This is a genomic window from Caballeronia sp. SL1002, assembly GCF_057814995.1.
Genome location: NZ_JBYMUW010000002.1, coordinates 19,097 through 37,345, shown reverse-complemented (window position 1 = coordinate 37,345; position 18,249 = coordinate 19,097). Strand labels below are relative to the sequence as shown.

Annotated in this window: 17 protein-coding genes; 13 read left to right on the top strand and 4 right to left on the bottom strand. The window is 63.1% G+C overall.

Annotated features, from left to right (window positions below; genetic code table 11):
* Nucleotide 1: 1 nt before the first annotated feature.
* The 6 genes from ettA (at nucleotide 2) to AC3D25_RS03080 (ending at nucleotide 6,612) form a co-directional block, all read left to right on the top strand.
* Nucleotides 2–1,669 carry an energy-dependent translational throttle protein EttA gene (gene ettA, locus AC3D25_RS03105; protein ID WP_488887025.1) on the top strand — a complete coding sequence of 556 codons (1,668 nt, stop codon included), beginning with the start codon at nucleotides 2–4 and terminating at the stop codon, nucleotides 1,667–1,669.
* Nucleotides 1,670–1,797: 128 nt separating this feature from the next.
* Entirely contained in the window at nucleotides 1,798–2,922 is a 1,125-nt protein-coding gene (locus AC3D25_RS03100; RefSeq protein ID WP_488887024.1) for a DUF748 domain-containing protein, read from the top strand.
* A gap of 102 nt (nucleotides 2,923–3,024) precedes the next feature.
* A complete protein-coding gene (locus tag AC3D25_RS03095; protein ID WP_488887023.1) occupies nucleotides 3,025–3,552 on the top strand; it encodes a 2,4'-dihydroxyacetophenone dioxygenase family protein in 528 nt (175 codons plus the stop codon).
* Nucleotides 3,553–3,626: 74 nt separating this feature from the next.
* Nucleotides 3,627–4,928, top strand: a complete 1,302-nt coding sequence (locus AC3D25_RS03090; protein WP_488887022.1) for an MFS transporter — start codon at nucleotides 3,627–3,629, stop codon at nucleotides 4,926–4,928.
* Between the two features lie 13 nt (nucleotides 4,929–4,941).
* The gene (locus tag AC3D25_RS03085) at nucleotides 4,942–5,670 is read left to right on the top strand and encodes an SDR family NAD(P)-dependent oxidoreductase (protein ID WP_488887021.1); all 729 of its coding nucleotides are present in this window, start codon (nucleotides 4,942–4,944) and stop codon (nucleotides 5,668–5,670) included.
* Between the two features lie 156 nt (nucleotides 5,671–5,826).
* Nucleotides 5,827–6,612: an IclR family transcriptional regulator gene (locus AC3D25_RS03080; RefSeq protein ID WP_488887020.1), complete on the top strand. Its 786-nt coding sequence runs from the start codon at nucleotides 5,827–5,829 to the stop codon at nucleotides 6,610–6,612.
* A 15-nt stretch (nucleotides 6,613–6,627) separates the two neighbouring features.
* Here AC3D25_RS03080 and AC3D25_RS03075 read toward each other — a convergent pair whose 3' ends face one another.
* Nucleotides 6,628–8,448 carry an aminopeptidase P family protein gene (locus tag AC3D25_RS03075; protein ID WP_488887019.1) on the bottom strand — a complete coding sequence of 607 codons (1,821 nt, stop codon included), beginning with the start codon at nucleotides 8,446–8,448 and terminating at the stop codon, nucleotides 6,628–6,630.
* 77 nt (nucleotides 8,449–8,525) lie between these two features.
* The gene (locus AC3D25_RS03070; protein WP_488887018.1) at nucleotides 8,526–8,795 is read right to left on the bottom strand and encodes a hypothetical protein; all 270 of its coding nucleotides are present in this window, start codon (nucleotides 8,793–8,795) and stop codon (nucleotides 8,526–8,528) included.
* A 346-nt stretch (nucleotides 8,796–9,141) separates the two neighbouring features.
* On the opposite strand from AC3D25_RS03070, the gene hemA reads away from it, so the two are divergent.
* The 6 genes from hemA to AC3D25_RS03040 all read left to right on the top strand — a co-directional run bounded on the left by hemA (nucleotide 9,142) and on the right by AC3D25_RS03040 (nucleotide 14,391).
* Nucleotides 9,142–10,440 carry a glutamyl-tRNA reductase gene (hemA, locus tag AC3D25_RS03065; RefSeq protein ID WP_488887017.1) on the top strand — a complete coding sequence of 433 codons (1,299 nt, stop codon included), beginning with the start codon at nucleotides 9,142–9,144 and terminating at the stop codon, nucleotides 10,438–10,440.
* A gap of 96 nt (nucleotides 10,441–10,536) precedes the next feature.
* The gene (gene prfA, locus AC3D25_RS03060; RefSeq protein ID WP_488887016.1) at nucleotides 10,537–11,619 is read left to right on the top strand and encodes a peptide chain release factor 1; all 1,083 of its coding nucleotides are present in this window, start codon (nucleotides 10,537–10,539) and stop codon (nucleotides 11,617–11,619) included.
* Entirely contained in the window at nucleotides 11,616–12,452 is an 837-nt protein-coding gene (prmC, locus tag AC3D25_RS03055; protein ID WP_488887015.1) for a peptide chain release factor N(5)-glutamine methyltransferase, read from the top strand. Before prfA ends, prmC begins: the two co-directional genes overlap by 4 nt.
* Nucleotides 12,453–12,581: 129 nt before the next feature.
* Nucleotides 12,582–12,893, top strand: a complete 312-nt coding sequence (grxD, locus tag AC3D25_RS03050; protein ID WP_488887014.1) for a Grx4 family monothiol glutaredoxin — start codon at nucleotides 12,582–12,584, stop codon at nucleotides 12,891–12,893.
* Nucleotides 12,894–12,912: 19 nt separating this feature from the next.
* Nucleotides 12,913–13,506, top strand: a complete 594-nt coding sequence (locus tag AC3D25_RS03045) for a UbiX family flavin prenyltransferase (RefSeq protein ID WP_488887013.1) — start codon at nucleotides 12,913–12,915, stop codon at nucleotides 13,504–13,506.
* Between the two features lie 105 nt (nucleotides 13,507–13,611).
* Nucleotides 13,612–14,391 carry a DODA-type extradiol aromatic ring-opening family dioxygenase gene (locus tag AC3D25_RS03040; protein WP_488887012.1) on the top strand — a complete coding sequence of 260 codons (780 nt, stop codon included), beginning with the start codon at nucleotides 13,612–13,614 and terminating at the stop codon, nucleotides 14,389–14,391.
* A 79-nt stretch (nucleotides 14,392–14,470) separates the two neighbouring features.
* Here the strand turns inward: AC3D25_RS03040 and AC3D25_RS03035 are convergent, their stop codons facing one another.
* A complete protein-coding gene (locus tag AC3D25_RS03035; protein WP_488887011.1) occupies nucleotides 14,471–16,063 on the bottom strand; it encodes an APC family permease in 1,593 nt (530 codons plus the stop codon).
* A gap of 465 nt (nucleotides 16,064–16,528) precedes the next feature.
* Here AC3D25_RS03035 and AC3D25_RS03030 point away from each other — a divergent pair, with 465 nt between their 5' ends.
* On the top strand, nucleotides 16,529–16,732 hold the full coding sequence (locus AC3D25_RS03030; protein ID WP_035936159.1) for a cold-shock protein: 204 nt from the start codon (nucleotides 16,529–16,531) through the stop codon (nucleotides 16,730–16,732).
* A 117-nt stretch (nucleotides 16,733–16,849) separates the two neighbouring features.
* Here the strand turns inward: AC3D25_RS03030 and AC3D25_RS03025 are convergent, their stop codons facing one another.
* Nucleotides 16,850–18,100 (bottom strand): Hsp70 family protein, encoded by a 1,251-nt coding sequence (locus AC3D25_RS03025; RefSeq protein WP_488887010.1) that lies wholly within the window; start codon nucleotides 18,098–18,100, stop codon nucleotides 16,850–16,852.
* Nucleotides 18,101–18,249 lie beyond the last annotated feature (149 nt).

Here is an 18,249-nt window from a genome sequence, read left to right as displayed (position 1 = left end):
CATGGCCCAATACGTCTTCACCATGAATCGCGTCGGCAAGATCGTTCCGCCGAAGCGCCAGATCCTGAAAGACATCTCCCTTTCCTTTTTCCCCGGCGCCAAGATCGGTCTGCTCGGGCTGAACGGTTCGGGTAAATCCACGCTGATCCGCATCATGGCGGGCGTCGATAAGGAAATCGAAGGCGAAGCCACGCCGATGCCGAACCTGAACATCGGCTATCTGCCGCAGGAACCGCAACTCGATCCGCAGCAGACCGTCCGCGAAGCCGTGGAAGACGGTCTCGGCGACGTCTTCAGCGCGCAGAAGAAACTCGACGAAATCTACGCGGCGTACGCGGAACCGGACGCGGACTTCGACGCGCTCGCCGCCGAACAGGCCAAATACGAAGCGATCCTCGCGACGAGCGACGGCGGCACGCCGGAGCAACAGCTCGAAATCGCCGCGGACGCGTTGCGCCTGCCCGCGTGGGACGCGAAGATCGAGCATCTGTCGGGCGGCGAAAAGCGTCGCGTGGCGCTGTGCAAGTTGTTGCTGCAAAAGCCCGACATGCTGCTCCTCGACGAACCGACCAACCACCTGGACGCGGAATCGGTGGACTGGCTCGAACAGTTCCTGACGCGTTATCCGGGCACCGTGGTCGCCGTGACCCACGACCGCTATTTCCTCGATAACGCCGCCGAGTGGATTCTCGAACTCGACCGCGGCCACGGCATTCCGTGGAAGGGCAATTACAGCAGTTGGCTCGACCAGAAACAGGACCGCCTGAAGCAGGAAGAATCGACGGAATCGGCGCGGCAAAAGGCGCTCAAGAAGGAACTGGAATGGGTGCGCCAGAACCCGAAGGGCCGTCAGGCGAAGTCGAAGGCGCGTATCGCGCGTTTCGAGGAACTCAACAGCCAGGAATACCAGAAGCGCAACGAGACGCAGGAAATCTTCATTCCGGTCGGCGAGCGGCTCGGCAATGAAGTGATCGAGTTCAAGAACGTGAGCAAGGCTTACGGCGACCGTCTGTTGATCGATAACCTGAACATGAAGATTCCGGCGGGCGCGATCGTCGGGATCATCGGGCCGAACGGCGCGGGTAAATCCACGCTGTTCCGCATGCTGACGGGCAAGGAGCAGCCGGATTCGGGCGAGATCGTCACCGGCCCGACCGTAAAGCTCGCCTACGTCGATCAAAGCCGCGATTCGCTCGACGGCACGAAGAACGTGTTCGAGGAAATCTCGGGCGGCGCGGACGTGCTCACCGTCGGCAAGTACGAAACGCCGTCGCGGGCGTATATCGGCCGCTTCAACTTCAAGGGCGGCGACCAGCAAAAGCTAGTCGGCTCACTGTCGGGCGGCGAGCGCGGCCGTCTGCATCTGGCGAAGACGCTGATTTCCGGCGGCAACGTGCTGCTGCTGGACGAACCGTCGAACGATCTCGACGTCGAAACGCTGCGCGCGCTCGAAGACGCGCTGCTCGAATTCGCCGGCTCGGTCATGGTGATCTCGCACGATCGCTGGTTCCTCGACCGGATCGCCACGCACATCATCGCGTTCGAAGGCGATTCGCAAGTGACGTTCTTCGACGGTAATTATCAGGAATACGAGGCCGACAAGCGTAACCGTCTCGGCGAGGAAGCCGCGAAGCCGAAGCGTCTGCGCTACAAGCCGATCGCCCGGTAAGGATTCGCGGACATCCGGTGCGCCATCCGGGAAAAGCAGCGCCCCGCGTGTCGGGGCGCACGGACCGCGCACCCTGAATCACACGACGATGTGAAGCATTTGGCGGCGCTGGCGAGGAGACTTTCCGAATGGCGGAAACGAAGGGGCGGCGGGTTGGCTTGTGGCTGGGCGGGATTGCTGCTGCGGCGGCGATCGTCGTGATCGGCGGATGGCTGTTCGTCGTCCACGCGATGAAAGAGCGTGTGCTGGAAACGCTCGGGCCGCTCGGCTCGGCGGAACAAATCGAGGTGGGTTTTTCGCGCATCACGCTCTCGCGCGTGCGTCTGCGCGGGCCTGCCGGCTGGCCGACCGCCGACGCGCTGCGCGCCGAGCGCATCGCGCTGGATCTCGACATGCGCGCGCTGTTCGCGAATCGCGTGCATGTGCGCAACGTGACCGTCGACGGTTTTTACCTTTCGGTTTCGCGTTCCGCCGACGGGCGCGTCAGTCTTCTTCCCACGCTCAAGGAATCCGCGAGCAAAGCGGACGCCAAGCCCGGCGACGTGGCAGACCAGCACGCGAAGGAGGAAAAGCGCATCGATCACGTTTCGTTCGAACGCGGCACGATGGAGTTCTTCGATCAATCCGTGCAGACGCCGCCGTTCCGCGTCCTGATTACCGACGCGCGCGCCACCATCGACCATCTTCACCTGCCCGCGCTCGACGAACCCACGCAACTTTCGATGAACGGTTCGATCAAGGGCCCGTCGCACACCGGCGCAGTTTCGTTCGGCGGCTGGATGACCATCGCCACGAAAGATTCGCAGACGCGCACGACCCTGCGCAGCGTGGACCTCGTCACCATCGACCCGTATTTCCTGAAGAAGGCGGGCGCGAAATCACTGGTGGCGGGCGGCACGCTCGACCTGACGCTCGACGCGACCGTGCGCAACTCGCACATCCACGCGCCCGGTTCCGTGACCATCGACCATCTGCAACTCAGCGACAACGGCAATCCGCTCGACACTTTCCTTTCGATCCCAACCCGCGCCGCGATCGCCGCGCTGAAAGACCGGCAGAACGAGATCAAACTCGACTTCACGCTGGACGGCAATCTGAACGATCCGAAGTTCTCGCTGCACGAAAGCATGTCGAAGAAACTCGCCACCGGCTTCGCGAAAGCGCTCGGCGTCAGCGCCGAAGGCGTGGCGCAAGGCGCGGGCGAAACAGTCAAGAATATCGGCGGCGCGCTGCTCAACCTGCTCCACAAGTGATGCACTGCACAACATCGTCGGCTTGACACTCCCTGCCTTCCAGGCAGAGCATATGTCCATAATCTGATTCATCGATCCACATTATGGACAGGAGACGACTCGATGGCAGCCCCCCAAGCTGCGGCGGACGCGATGACGCCGTATCAACTTCCCCAACCTGCGGATGCGCTCAAGGAAATCGTCGTTGAATCGGCGATCCCGAAAGACGAGCGCCTGTGGGTCCCGCAAGCCGAAAACGTCTGGTTCCGGCCGCTGTGTCTGAACGTTTCCACCGGCTACTGGATGAATCTGCTGAGAGTGCGGAAATCCGGCGTGTTGAGTCGACATCGACATCCGCAAGCCGTGCACGGCATGGTGCTCAAGGGACGCTGGCGCTATCTGGAGCATGACTGGATCGCGACCGAGGGCAGCTACGTGTTCGAGCCGCCCGGCGAAACGCATACGCTGTACGTGCCGGAAGACGTCGAGGAAATGATCACGTATTTCCAGGTCAACGGCGTGATGTTCTATTGCGATCCGCAAGGCAATTACACCGGCTACGAGGACGTCTTCACGAAAGTGGACATGTGCCGCAAGCATTTCGAAGCCGTCGGCCTCGGCGCCGATTACGCCGATCAATTCATTCGCTAGGGACAACGCCCGAACTCAGCCGCTTCACCACAAAAACCTTCATTCAGACTCAAAAGAGCACCGGAGGAGACACCATGCAGGCCAAATCACCCCGCTTGAAGCGCATTCAATGGGTTGCGCTCACCTTTCTCACGCTCGCGGGCATCGTGAATTATCTCGACCGCAGCACGCTGTCCATCGCGAATCATTCGGTCAGTCAGGAACTCGGACTGTCGGCGTCGCAAATGGGTTTGCTGCTGTCCGCGTTTTCGTTTTCCTATGCGTTCTCGCAATTGCCTATCGGCGTGATGCTCGACCGCTTCGGCGCGCGCATCATGCTCGGCCTCGGCATGTTCGTCTGGTCGGTCGCGCAGTTGTTCGGCGGGCTCGTCACGACGCTCCAGCAGTTCCTGTTCGCGCGGATTGCGCTCGGGATCGGCGAAGCGCCGCAGTTCCCGGCGGGCGCGAAAGTGGTTAGCGAATGGTTCGCGCTGCGCGAACGCGGCAAGCCGACCGGCATTTTCGTGACGTCATCCACCATCGGCCCGGCCCTCGCGCCGCCGATCCTCACCGTGCTGCTGCTCGTATTCGGCTGGCGCTACATGTTCGTCATCATGGGCGTGCTGGGGATCGCGGTGGCGGTCGGCTGGTACATCGTGTACCGGAACCGCGCCGATATCGCGCTGGAGCCGCAGGAAATCGTGCATCTGACCGAGGACGAGCCGCAGCAACGCGCCGAGCGTCGCATGACGTTCGCGGAATGGCGCGGCCTGTTCGGCAAATCCACCACCTGGGGCATGATTTTCGGCTTCATGGGCGTGATCTACATGGTGTGGCTGTATCTGACGTGGCTGCCCGCGTACCTCGAACACGAACGCCATTTGACCATCGCGAAAACCGGCTGGATCGTGTCGATTCCCTACCTCTTCGGCACGCTCGGCATGCTGTCGAGCGGTTTTATCGCCGATGGCCTGATGAAGCGCGGCGTCGCGCCCATCCGCAGCCGCAAATGGCCGATCTGCACCGGGCTGATCGGCGCGGCGCTTTTCACCGTGCCGGCTGCATTCACGCCGAATCTCACGCTCGCGATCACGTATCTGTCGGCGGCGATGTTCTTCGTGAACATGGCGAGCGGCGCTGCGTGGGCGCTCGTCAGCGTGGCTGCGCCGCGCCACATGGTGGCGTCGCTCGGGAGCATCCAGAATTTCGGCGGCTACTTCGGCGGATCGTTCGCGCCGTTCGTGACGGGGCTCGTGGTCGACCGGACGCATTCGTTCGTCAACGCGTTCCTGATCAGCGCGGGCGTCGCGTTCGCGGCGGCGCTGGTTTATATGTTCGTCGTGCGCACGCCGATCCAGGATTCGGAAGCGAGCGTCGCGACGGTTCCGGCCACCTAACCCGGCACTTCTCATGACTTTCCAGAAAGACTTGTTCGGCGGCAAGATCGTGCTCGTGACGGGCGGCACGCAGGGCATCGGCGCGGGCATCGCGCAGCAGTTCGCCTCGCTCGGCGCGCGCGTGATCGCGGCGGGCATCGCGCCGACCGATGCCCAGCGCGACGCGCTTGGCGGCACGATTGAAATTGCGCCGCTCGATGTCAGCGATGACGCGAGCGTCGCCGCGTTGCTCGCCGACCTGCCTTTGCTCGACGTGCTCGTCAACTGCGCGGGCATGATCCGGCGCGGCGAGGAGCACGAGATCGACGTGTTCGAGCGCGTGATCGCCGTGAACCTGAGCGGCACGATGCGGGTGTGCGCGGCGGCGCGCGAGCGGCTGAAGGCAACGGGCGGCGCGATCGTCAACACGGCGTCGATGCTGAGCTTTTTCGGCGGCGGCCTCGTGCCGGCGTACAGCGCGAGCAAGGGCGGCATTGCGCAACTGACGAAATCGCTCGCGATTGCCTACGCGGCCGACGGCATCCGGGTGAACGCGGTGGCGCCGGGCTGGATCGCGACGCCGCTGACTCAAGCGCTTCAGGACGACGCCGCGCGCTCGCAACCTATCCTCGACCGCACGCCGATGAAGCGCTGGGGCACGCCCGGCGATGTCGCGCAGGTCGTCGCGTTCCTGGCGTCGCCCGCGGCGGCGTTCATGACCGGCGCAATCGTGCCGGTCGATGGCGGATATTTGACCGCGTGAGGCGCGCGCGGCTCGATTCGTCACTCCGCGTGACTCGCGACGCGGGCTTCGCGCGGCCTGACACGGTGCTTCCAAAGACGCGCCAGGCCGCGTCGATATAATCGTGGCCCCGCGCCGCCTGTTCGCGCCCAACCGCGCTTATCTGCCAGACACGTGATGCAATCCGACACCGCCAAAGCCTCCGGCACGGCCGCCTTCTCGAAATTCATGGCGGTGCTCCAACTCATCGCCGATGCGGCCGAACCGCCATCCATTCCGCAACTCGCCGCCGCGTGCGGTTATCCACGACCGACCGTGTACCGGATCGTCGGCGCGCTGATCGCGGAAGGGCTGGTGGTGGAGACGGCGCGCGGCAACACGTTTTCGCTTGGAACCCGCTTGCTGACGCTCGCGAGCCGAAGCTGGGAGCGCTCGGACTTGCGCGTCGCCGCCGCCGATGCGCTGCACGTTCTGCGCGACGCCACGCAGGAAACGGTGCATCTGGCGGTGAAAAGCGGGCCGGACATGGTGTACATCGAGAAACTCGAAAGTCCCCACGCGGTGCGGATGGCGTCGCGGATCGGCACGCGCGTCACGCTTTATTCGAGTTCGGTCGGCAAGGCGTATCTCTCGACGCTCGGACGCGCCGAGCGTGACGCGCTCCTCGACAACGTCAAGATGGAACGCTTCACGCCGACCACGATCACCGATCGCCCCGCGCTCGACGTCGAACTCGACGCGACCGCCGAGCGCGGCTATGCGGAAGATCGCGAGGAAAACGAAGCGCAGATTTTTTGCTACGGCAGCGCGATTCTGGACGCGAACGGCCGGCCGCTCGCGTGCGTGAGCATCAGCATTCCGCTGTTCAGGAAAAGCGCGACGCCGCTCGACACCTACGTCGCGCCGCTGCGCGAGGCGTGCCGGGTGATCGGCGAGCAGATGGGACCGGCGGCGGCGCGCTGAGTTAGCGCTATCTGATTAGACAGGCTGCGTGCGGGTTTCGAGCCACTTTTTGGCATCGCCCGAAACGTGCGGCGACACGCGCGTCCACACGGTCGCGTGATATGCGTTGAGCCACGCGCGCTCGTCGTCGCGCAGGAGCGCGAGATCGATACAGCGCGTGTCGATCGGGCAGAGTGTCAGCGTCTCGAATTCGAGGAAATCGCCGAACTCGGTTTTCTCCGACGCCACGTTCATCACCAGATTTTCAATGCGGATGCCCCACTTGCCCGGCCGGTAAATACCCGGCTCGATGGAGGTGATCATGCCCTCTTCCATCGCCGTCCACGGCTCGGCGGGCGCGTAGTGCGAGATCACCTGCGGGCCTTCGTGCACGTTCAGGAAATAGCCGACGCCGTGGCCCGTGCCGTGCCCGTAGTCCGCGCCCGCTTCCCAGATCGGCGCGCGGGCAATGGAATCGAGCATCGGCGAACGGATGCCGCGTGGAAACCGCGCGCGCGACAACGCCATCGTGCCTTTCAGCACGACCGTAAAATCGCGCTTGTGCGCGGCGTCGATCTCGCCGATCGGCACGACGCGCGTGATATCGGTCGTGCCGCTCACGTACTGCCCGCCCGAATCGATCAGCAAGAGCCCATTGCCTTCGATCACCGAATGCGACGCGTCGGTCGCGCGGTAATGCGGCATCGCGCCGTTCGCGTTGAAACCGGCGATGGTCGCGAAACTCAGCGTCTTGAAGCCCGGCCGGCGGGCGCGCGCGGCGGTCAACTTCTCGTCGATGCTCAATTCCGTGATGGTTTCGCGGCCCAGCGCCGCTTCGAACCACGCGAAGAATTCGGCCAGCGCCGCGCCGTCCTGCTCCATCGTCGCGCGAATGTGGGCGGCTTCGTCGGCGGTTTTGCGCGATTTGGCGAACGTGCTTGGATTCACCGACTCCACGATCCTCACGCCCGACGGCACTTTTTCGAGCAGACCGAACGTGATCCGGCGCGGATCGACGAGCAAAGTTGCATCGGCGGGCAATGCGGCGAGCGCGCTGGCCGTTTGCGCATAAGGCTCGACGCGCACGCCGTCTTTCCGCAGCGAGGCTTCGAGCGCCGCGCTCACCTTGCCGCCCGCCACGTAGAGCGCAGCGTCATCAAGGCCGATCAGCGCGTGCGCGACGAACACCGGGTTGTAGCTCACGTCCGCGCCGCGCAGGTTGAACGCCCACGCGAGGTCGTCGAGTGTGGAGATGAAATGCCATTGCGCGCCCTTTTCCTGCATCGCGCGGCGGATCGCGGCGAGCTTGTCCGCGCGCGACACGCTCGCGTGCGGCGCGGCGTGTTCGTAGACTTCGGCGCCGGGCAGTCCCGGCCGCGCGGGCCAGACGGCGTCGAGCAAATCCAGATCCGTGCGCAACACGATACCGCGCGCCGTCAGCGCATCGGCCAGCGCGCGCGCCGCCGCAACGCCGAGCACCGCGCCGTCCACGGCGACCGTCGCGCCCGACGGCACGTTTTGCGCGAGCCATTCGACGTGCGGCGCGGTCTGCTGGCCGCCCATCATCTTCATCAGCGCGATGCCGGTGCCGGCGAGTTGCGCTTCGGCCTGCGTCCAGTAGCGACTATCGACCCACAGCCCGGCGAAGTTCGCGGTGACGACCAGCGTGCCGACCGAGCCGGTGAAGCCCGACAACCACTGGCGGCCCTGCCAGCGCTCGGGCAGATATTCCGAAAGATGCGGATCCGCCGATGGAATCAGCACGGCGGCGAGCGCCTCGCGCGCCATTTCGCCGCGCAGCAATTCGATGCGTTCGCGGAACGTCGCGGTATCGGGGACATTGGTTCGGTCGTTCATGGAGTCACCTCGTGGGTCTTGTAAGTGCGCGCCGGGCGTCGGCCTTTCTCGTGGACGGCCCGCCCCGCGCGTGGAATTTAGCGGCGCGCCGTTGCGCTAACCGTCACGGTCACGGCCAGCAGCGCGAAAAGCGCGCACGCGAGCCATTCGAGCGTATCGCCATCGTGATAAACGCCGACGATATTGCCGAGCATCCGCGCCACCACCGCCGCGATCACGCCCGCGCCGATCGCCATCCAAACGGCGCCTGATGTTCGCCGGCCTCGATTCGCGCGGCGCAGCGGATTCAGCCACCAACCCGCCCAGCCGATCACCGCGCCCAGGAAAATCATGCCGGGCCAGCCCATCAGCGAGCGCTCCGGCGGTTATCGCAAAGAGGGACCGGCGTGGCGGGTTCAAATATCATCGTCGATCTCGTTTTACAGAAGGTAGCAGGCGGGGCGTGCGGCAGCGCCCGAGTTTAGGGGGCCGGATGGGCGAAGGCAAGCCGGCGTCCGGGCGCGTCATGGCGTCGCGGCGCTTGCCGCCCCGTTTCGCACCCGCCAAGCGAGCACACCGCTTTGCTATGAACAAAACGGCCAGAAACGCCGCGTGCGCCACTGTTGAGGCGCGTTATGACGCTCATAACTGTAGAAATCCCGGAAACGCTATAATATCGGGCTATCTCCAAGGCCATCAGCTTAGGCCCAATACATGCAGCTCCTCACGATCGGAATCAATCACCACACTGCGCCTGTCGCCCTTCGCGAACGCGTGGCGTTTCCGCTCGAACAGATCAAACCCGCGCTCGGCGCACTGAAAGACATCTGGCTCGGCCCGCTCGCGAAGGTTTCGCCCGAAGCGGCCATCCTCTCGACGTGCAATCGCACCGAGCTCTACTGCGCCACCGACGACAAAGCCGCCCGCGACGCCTCCGTCCACTGGCTCTCGCAATATCACAATCTGCCGGTGTCCGAACTCGCGCCGCACGTCTACGCGCTGCCGCAGTCGGAAGCGGTGCGTCACGCGTTTCGCGTGGCGTCGGGTCTTGACTCGATGGTGCTCGGCGAAACGCAGATCGTCGGCCAGATGAAGGACGCCGTGCGCACGGCCACGGAAGCGGGCGCGCTCGGCACTTATCTGAACCAGTTGTTCCAGCGCACGTTCGCGGTCGCGAAGGAAGTGCGCACGACTACCGAAATCGGCGCGCAGTCGGTTTCGATGGCCGCCGCCGCCGTGCGTCTCGCGCAGCGTATCTTCGAGAACATTTCGAGCCAGCGCGTGCTGTTCATCGGCGCGGGCGAGATGATCGAGTTGTGCGCCACCCATTTTGCCGCGCAAAAACCGCGTGAACTCGTGGTCGCGAATCGCACGGCCGAGCGCGGCGAAAAACTCGCCGAGCGCTTTCAGGGCCGCGCCATTCCGCTGTCGGAATTGCCGGCGCGAATGCACGAGTTCGACATCATCGTGTCGTGCACGGCGTCCACGTTGCCGATCATCGGCCTCGGCGCGGTCGAACGCGCGGTGCGTGCGCGCCGTCACCGGCCGATTTTCATGGTCGACCTGGCCGTGCCGCGCGATATCGAACCGGAAGTCGGTAATCTGCAGGACGTGTTCCTCTATACCGTCGACGACTTGGGCTCGATCGTCCGCGAAGGCAACGCGTCGCGCCAGGCGGCGGTCGCGCAAGCCGAAGCGATCATCGAGACGCGCGTGCAGAATTTCATGCAGTGGCTCGACGCGCGCAGCATCGTGCCGGTCATCCGCCACATGCACACGCAGGCCGACGCGATGCGGCGCGCCGAAGTCGAGCGCGCGCGCAAGTCGCTTGCGCGCGGCGACGATCCCGCGGCGGTGCTCGAAGCGCTGTCGCAATCGCTCACGAACAAGCTGATTCACGGCCCGACGCACGCGCTGAACCGCGCGAGCCGTGAAAATCGCGACCAGCTCATCGACCTGATGGGCGGCTTCTACAAGCACGGCAACCCCGCGCCGGACGACTCGGACCGTTAGCGGCCCGAAACCGTTTATATTCTGTCGCTCCGCCGGCCGTGCCGGGGGACGCATCCCGACTGATCTCTCTCCGGAGCCGCGCTCCACTCCCGTCCGATGAAAACGAGCATGCAAAGCAAGCTCGACCAGCTTGCTACCCGGCTGGTCGAACTCAACGATCTGCTGAGTCGCGAAGACGTCACGAACGACATGGACCAGTACCGCAAGCTCACGCGCGAGCACGCGGAAATCGGGCCGGTCGTCGAACAGTACGCGCTCTGGCGACAGGCGCTGAACGACGAAGCGACCGCGCAAGAACTCTTGACCGATCCCTCGATGCGCGATTTCGCCGAGGATGAAATCGGCGAGGCGCGCGCCCGGATGGCGAAAATCGCCGCCGATCTGCAAACCATGCTGCTGCCGAAAGACCCGAACGACGAGCGCAATATCTTCATCGAAATTCGTGCGGGCACGGGCGGCGACGAATCGGCGCTGTTCGCGGGCGACTTGCTGCGCATGTATCTGCGCTACGCCGAGCGCAACCGCTGGCAGGTCGAAACCATGTCGGAAAGCGTGTCGGATCTTGGCGGCTTCAAGGAAGTGATCGTGCGGGTCGCGGGCCAGGGCGTGTATTCGCGGCTCAAGTTCGAATCGGGCGGACACCGCGTGCAGCGCGTGCCGGCCACCGAAACGCAGGGGCGCATCCATACGTCGGCGTGCACGGTCGCGGTCATGCCGGAAGCCGACGAAATCAGCGAAGTGGTCATCAATCCGGCGGATCTGCGCATCGACACGTTCCGCGCATCGGGCGCGGGCGGCCAGCACATCAACAAGACCGATTCCGCCGTGCGCGTCACGCACTTGCCGACGGGAATCGTCGTGGAATGCCAGGACGACCGCTCGCAGCACAAGAACAAGGATCGCGCGCTCAAGGTGCTCGCCGCGCGGATCATGGACAAGCAGTATCACGAGCAGCACGCGAAGGAAGCGGCGACGCGCAAGAGCCTGATCGGCTCGGGCGACCGGTCCGAACGCATCCGCACCTACAATTTTCCGCAGGGCCGGATGACCGATCACCGGATCAACCTGACGCTCTACAAGCTCGACAACATCATGGACGGCGATCTCGACGAAATGATCGGCGCGCTCGTGTCCGAACATCAGGCCGATTTGCTCGCCACGCTCGGGGAAGCCGAGTGACGACCGCCGCCGACTTGCTGCGCGCTTCCACGCTGCCCGCGCTCGAAGCGCGGATTCTGCTGATGCACGTCCTCGGCTGGCGGCGCACGGAACTCATCACGCGCGATCAGGAAACGCTCGGCGCGGAAGCACTCGAACGCTTTCGGACGCTCGAAGCGCGGCGCGTGCGCGGTGAGCCGGTCGCGCAGATTGTCGGCGTGCGCGAGTTTTTCGGTCTGCCGTTCGAGGTAACGCCCGACGTGCTGATCCCGCGTCCAGAGACCGAATCGCTCGTGGAAACCGGGCTCGCGGCGATCGAAAACACGCCGAACGCGCGCGTGCTCGATCTTGGCACGGGCAGCGGCGCGATTGCGGTGGCGCTCGCGTCCGCCCGCGACGACGCGCGCGTCTGGGCGGTGGATCGTTCGACCGCCGCGCTCGATATCGCGCGGCGCAATGCCCAAAAGCTGCTCGACGCGGCGCGCCCGGGCGGCCCAATAATTTTCGCGGAGAGCGACTGGACCGAAGCCCTCGATCCCTCGCTGCGTTTCGACCTGATCGTGAGCAATCCGCCGTATATCGCCGATCTCGATCCGCATCTGTCGCAAGGCGATTTGCGCTTCGAGCCGCGCGGCGCGCTCACCGACGAAGCCGACGGCCTCGCCGCGATCCGCGCGATTATCGAAAGCGCGCCGTTTTTGCTCGCGCCGAACGCGCCGCTCTGGCTGGAACACGGCTACGACCAGGCCGAAGCGGTCCGCGCGCTGCTGGTCGCGCGCGGTTTTTCAGACGTGCGCTCATTGCTCGATCTGGCGGGCATCGAACGGATCAGCGGCGGGATTTTCGCGGGCTGAAACCGCCCGGAATCGCGCGCCAAACGAGCACGGCGGCCGGGCGCGTCCAAACTGGCGCGAGCGAAATCCGCTATCATTTCACTCTGATTCCACATAACCCGCAGTACAAAACCGCTTCGCAGGAACGCCATGGAAACCCAAGAACGCATCAAGCAGATCGTCGATCAAAACCCGGTCGTCCTTTTCATGAAAGGCACGGCGCAATTTCCGATGTGCGGTTTTTCGGGCCGCGCGATCCAGGTGCTGAAGGCGTGCGGCGTGGACAAGCCCGCCACCGTCAACGTGCTCGAAGACGAAGAAGTGCGCCAGGGCATCAAGGAATTCTCGAACTGGCCGACCATTCCGCAGCTTTACGTGAACGGCGAGTTCATCGGCGGCTCGGACATCATGATGGAAATGTACCAATCGGGCGAACTGCAGCAATTGTTCGCCGCTGCCTGATTCTCGGGCTACCAGCCTCGTGAACGCGCCTCTGCCCCGGCGGCTGATCGTCGCCATCACCGGGGCGACCGGCGCGATTTACGGCGTGCGCCTGCTGGAAACGCTGCGGCGTCTGGGCGGCGTCGAAACGCATCTGCTGATTTCGAGCGCAGGCTGGCTGAATATCCAGCACGAACTCGACCTCGATAAACGCGCGGTTCACGCGCTCGCGGACGTCGTGCATCAGGTTCGCGATGTCGGCGCGAGCATTGCGTCGGGATCGTTCGCGACCGATGGCATGGTCATCGCGCCGTGCTCGATGAAAACGCTGGCGAGCGTCGCGCACGGTTTGTCGGATAACCTCATCACCCGCGCCGCCGATGTCGTGCTCAAAGAGCGCCGCCGCCTCGTCCTGATGGTGCGCGAAACGCCGTTCAATCTCGCGCATCTGCGCAACATGACCGCTGTGACCGAAATGGGCGGCGTGATTTTCCCGCCAATGCCCGCGTTTTATCACCGTCCCGCTTCCATCGACGAAATGGTCGATCAAACGGTGGAACGCGTGATCGACCTTTTCGCGTTCGGAACGCCGCTCGCACAGGCCTGGCGCGGGATTCGCAGCGAGAGCGAATAAGCTCGGCCATTAACAACACCCGCGACATAATTCATTGCCACCGCGCTTGTTTATCAACCTCGCGGCAAGTCATATAGTGTGAGCAACTCTTTTCGAGATGCTGCCATGACCGCTCTTCCCAGCGTTTTCATTTCCCACGGCGCGCCGACGCTGCCGATCGACCCGTCGATGCCTTCCGGCGAATTCGCCAATCTGGCGGCGACGCTGCCGCGTCCGCGCGCGATCCTCGTGTTATCCGCGCATTGGGCGACGGCCCAGCCTGCCGCGAGCATTGCCGCCCAGCCCGAGACCATCCACGATTTCTACGGTTTTCCGCGCGCGCTCTACGAACTGCGCTATCCCGCGCCGGGTGCGCCGGAACTCGGTGCAGAGGCCGCCGCGCTAATCGGCGCGAGCGGAATTGCCGCGACGACCGCCGATTACGGTCTCGATCACGGCGCGTGGGTGCCGTTGCTGCTGATGTTTCCCGACGCCGACGTGCCGGTCGCGCAAGTGTCGATCCAGCCGCATCTCGACCCGGCGCATCACTTCCGCGTCGGGCGGGCGTTACGGTCGTTGCGCGAGGACGGCGTGTTGATCGTCGGTTCGGGGCAGATCACGCATAACCTGCGCGCCGCCGATTTCAGCGCGCGTCCGGAAGATGCGGATCCACGCGTATCGGAATTCACCGGCTGGTTCGAGGAACGGCTGCTCAACCGCGATATCGACGCATTGCTTGATTACCGCCGACGCGCGCCGCACGCCGTGCTGATGCATCCGACCGACGAACATCTGCTGCCGGTTTTCAGCGCGCTCGGCGCCGCCGACGACGATTTCAAGCTCGGCATTCAATCGCTCGGCACGTTCCAGAAATCGCTCGCGATGACCAATTACGTCTTCAATTGACGCGCGGCTCTCAAGACCCCAATGAAAAAAGCCCTGACACGTCAGGGCTTTTTTAACGACTGCGATCGAACGCCAATAATCAGGCGCCGACGTTCTCCGCGATATCGTCGTGGCTTTCGCGCTCATCCAGATATTGCGTGTGATAACCGGTGTGCACGCCCCAGTAATAGAACACGAGCGCAAACGCCGCCACGACCAGCATGTCCCAGCCATACGGCAACACGCCGCGTCCGCCGAATTCCTTGCTGCCGATGAGCGACATCACGGCCATCGTCGGCAAATAGGCGATCAGCCACCACGCGGCCTTGAGGTCGCGGCCCCAGCCGTCGAAGCCCGTCTTGCCCTGATAGTAGAAGTACACCGGCAATGCGACGACCATCAACAGAATGATCTCGCCCGTCAGCGGCCACTTCGCCCAGTACAGCACGAGCGACGCGCACACGAATGCGAACGGCGCGATCACGCCCATGCCCGGAATCGTGAGCGGCCGATGCAACTCACGCGCCGAACGGCGCAGCGCCATCAGGCTGACCGGACCGGTCAGATAAGAGATCACGGTCGCGACCGAAATCACGGCGGCAAGCGAACTCCAGCCGCGGAAAAAGAACATGAAGATAAACGCGACGATCAGGTTGAACCACATCGCCGGACGCGGCACGCCGTAGAACGGATGCACGCGGCCAAAAATTTCCGGCAGCGTGTTGTTGCGCTCCATCGCGTAGATCATCCGCGACGTGGTCGCCATGTAGGTCGTGCCGGTGCCGCTCGGGCTCACGAATGCATCGACGTAAAGCAGGATCGCGAGCCAGTTCAGATTCAACGCGAGCGCCAGTTCCGCGAACGGCGACGCGAAATTGAAATGGCTCCAGCCCTTCATCACGTCGCCCGGACTCACCGCGCCGATATACGCGATCTGCAACAAAACGTAGATCACGAGCGCCAGCAGGATCGAGCCGACCACGGCGAATGGCACGCTTTTCGACGGATTGCGCGCCTCGCCGGCGAGGTTCACCGGACTCTGGAAGCCGTTGAAACTGAACACGATCCCGCTCGTCGCGACGGCGGTCAGCACCGCCGACCATCCGTAAGGCGCGAAGCTCGAAGTCGTCCCGAAGTTCTCCGAATGAAATCCGGTCAGCATCAAACCGAGAATGGTCGCGCCGGGAATCAGGAACTTGAAGACGGTAATGGCGGAATTAGCGCGAGCGAAAAGTTTTACGCCCCAGTAATTCAACATGAAATAAACAATCACCAGCAAAGCGGAGAGAATCAGCCCTGGTGGAGTCAGCGATCCATTGATGAATAACGAATGCGCCCATTCATACGGCCAGGTGCTCATATATTGAATGGAGGCTTCGGCTTCGATCGGAATCACAGAAACAATTGCAATCCAGTTTGCCCATGCGCTGATGAATCCGACTAGCGCGCCGTGCGAATAGCGCGCATAGCGCACCATGCCGCCCGACTCCGGAAACATCGCGCCGAGTTCGGCGTAGGCGAGCGCGATTGCCAGAATAACGAGCGCGCCGATCACCCACGCGACAATCGCGGCAGGCCCGGCGATTTTCGCGGCCTTCCATGCGCCGAACAGCCAGCCCGAGCCGATGATCGATCCGAGGCCGGTCAGCATGAGCGGAATGGGCCCGATGTTCCGTTGTATAGAACTTTTCACACAATCTCCTGTATCTCGTAAAGCAGGTGTGAAGGTCGAGGAGCGGCCTTTGCGAAGGCCGCAAACGCCCGCCAACCCTGCATCCGACGCGTTCGCATCGTTTTGGTGCAACCCGGCGGAAAGCGCGTAGTTTACCGGTTGCACCCGCAGATTGCAGTCGACAACGTTCGGCAGAACGCAAAAAATGCGCCGCGCCTACGAAAAAACCACCAAAAATGCAAGCTTCGTAAGCAAGCACTTCTCGTTCCGTCGATGAATCTCAAAAAGCCCTTCAGCACGGTCGGATATTATTTGACCTCCAGTTTGATTCGCCGTATAAAGCTTCTTGCAGGATTTCAAGTGGCGAGTGAATTGGTCTTTCGTAGTTCGCCCATCACGGTACTCCGGTTGGTCCCATTGCCCCTTCCTTGATTTTCATGCACAACCAGGCTCCGGCCTTATTCAACATCTTTAGGAACAAGTAACATGGAAACCGGTACCGTCAAGTGGTTCAATGACGCAAAGGGCTTTGGCTTCATCACGCCGGACGGCGGCGGCGAAGATCTGTTCGCCCATTTCTCGGAAATTCGCGTGGAAGGATTCAAGACGCTTCAGGAAAACCAAAAGGTTACCTTCGAAGTGAAGACCGGCCCGAAGGGCAAGCAAGCTGCGAACATCAAGCCGGCCTAAGGCTGCTTGAGTTGCGCACTGAGTTGCACACAAAAAACCCCGCCTCGGCGGGGTTTTTTGTTATCCGGGATTAATCCGCGATTACGCGTGATTGTTCCCGACAAGCATTAGTTAAAATCAGTCAAATACGCGACGCGCATAAATACCTAATCCAGTCGCGACACTCGCAAGACGATCGCCGAAAACGGCCTCAGCGTCCGGAAATGCCGCCGCGAGCGATTGCGATAGAAAACCGAGTCCCGTCGATCCACCCGTGAAATAGACCGCGCCGACGTCGGCGGTAGCGATGCCCGCGCGCCGCACGGTTTCCGTCGCCGCTTCCACGATGCGCCGCGTTTCGTCGCGCCCCGCCTCGATCAATTGCGCTTCGTCGAAGCCGATATGCAACGCTTCCTCGACCTCTTCCATGTCGATGGAAGTCGTCCCGCCCGCCGCCACGTCGATCTTCGCCGCTTCCGCGTGGCCCGTAAGCGCATGCCCGAGTCGCCGGTCGATCACGCGCATCAGCCGGTCGTGGTGACGCGTGTCGGTATAGAGATGGCGCATCAGTTGCAATTCGCCGCTGCGTTTTGGCGCGTAGACGGTGTTGATCAGATGCCAGGTCGCGAGATCGAAATACACGCGGTTCGGCACTTCGCGTCCGTCCGGGCTATGTGTTTGGTAGCCGAGTTCGCGCAGGACAGTCGCGAGTTCGACGCGGCGGTCGAAGTCCGTTCCCGCCACATGCACGCCGTGGTGCGCGAGCACGTCGCTTTTGCGGTCCAGGTTGCGCGCGCGGTCCGGGCCGACGCGCACGAGCGAAAAGTCCGACGTGCCGCCGCCGATATCGGCGACCAGCACGAGACGTTCTTCGGTCAGGCGCGCTTCGTAGTCGAATGCGGCGGCGATCGGTTCGTACTGGAAGTGGATGTCCGCGAGGCCGACCGCTTCGGCCGCGGCTTGCAGCTGATTTTGCGCGAGACGGTCGGCGCGCGGGTCGTCGTCGACGAAAAAAACCGGGCGGCCGAGCACGGCGCGCGTGATCGGCGTGCTCGTGCATGCTTGCGCCTTTTGCTTCAGATGCTGAAGGAAAAGCGTGATGACGTCGGTGTATTTGATCGCCGATCCATCGCCGAGGTCCGTACTGTTTTCGGCGAGCGGCGAGCCGAGAATGCTCTTCATCGAGCGCATCAGGCGGCCGTCGAAACCGTCGATATAAGCCTCGAGCGCCGCGCGGCCGTAGGCCTGGTTGTCTTCGTCTGTGTTGAAGAAAACGGCGGTGGGCAGCGTGACAGCAGTGCCTTCGACCGGAGCCAGCCGGATGGACGCTCCGTCGGGCAATGCGACAGCTGAATTTGACGTGCCGAAGTCGATCGCACAATAAGTCATGGGCCTGGCGGAATGACTTGAGTCATCCCACAAACAAAAGTGGAGCGAATTTTTATCACGATCCGGCTAACGCTACAACCGGCGCGCTCGATCCGTCGCGCCGGAATGGAAATTGCGTCCAAAGCCGGTAATTTGTACTTTCGGTGTTG

Bases quoted from the DNA above. Each gene is read 5' to 3' on its own strand.
- AC3D25_RS03100 (WP_488887024.1), top strand. From the start codon at position 1,798: ATGGCGGAAACGAAGGGGCGGCGGGTTGGCTTGTGGCTGGGCGGGATT.
- AC3D25_RS03025 (WP_488887010.1), bottom strand. From the start codon at position 18,100: ATGACTTATTGTGCGATCGACTTCGGCACGTCAAATTCAGCTGTCGCA.
- grxD (WP_488887014.1), top strand. From the start codon at position 12,582: ATGGAAACCCAAGAACGCATCAAGCAGATCGTCGATCAAAACCCGGTC.
- hemA (WP_488887017.1), top strand. From the start codon at position 9,142: ATGCAGCTCCTCACGATCGGAATCAATCACCACACTGCGCCTGTCGCC.
- AC3D25_RS03085 (WP_488887021.1), top strand. From the start codon at position 4,942: ATGACTTTCCAGAAAGACTTGTTCGGCGGCAAGATCGTGCTCGTGACG.
- AC3D25_RS03030 (WP_035936159.1), top strand. From the start codon at position 16,529: ATGGAAACCGGTACCGTCAAGTGGTTCAATGACGCAAAGGGCTTTGGC.
- AC3D25_RS03070 (WP_488887018.1), bottom strand. From the start codon at position 8,795: ATGGGCTGGCCCGGCATGATTTTCCTGGGCGCGGTGATCGGCTGGGCG.
- AC3D25_RS03095 (WP_488887023.1), top strand. From the start codon at position 3,025: ATGGCAGCCCCCCAAGCTGCGGCGGACGCGATGACGCCGTATCAACTT.
- AC3D25_RS03040 (WP_488887012.1), top strand. From the start codon at position 13,612: ATGACCGCTCTTCCCAGCGTTTTCATTTCCCACGGCGCGCCGACGCTG.
- AC3D25_RS03090 (WP_488887022.1), top strand. From the start codon at position 3,627: ATGCAGGCCAAATCACCCCGCTTGAAGCGCATTCAATGGGTTGCGCTC.
- AC3D25_RS03075 (WP_488887019.1), bottom strand. From the start codon at position 8,448: ATGAACGACCGAACCAATGTCCCCGATACCGCGACGTTCCGCGAACGC.
- prfA (WP_488887016.1), top strand. From the start codon at position 10,537: ATGAAAACGAGCATGCAAAGCAAGCTCGACCAGCTTGCTACCCGGCTG.
- AC3D25_RS03080 (WP_488887020.1), top strand. From the start codon at position 5,827: ATGCAATCCGACACCGCCAAAGCCTCCGGCACGGCCGCCTTCTCGAAA.
- ettA (WP_488887025.1), top strand. From the start codon at position 2: ATGGCCCAATACGTCTTCACCATGAATCGCGTCGGCAAGATCGTTCCG.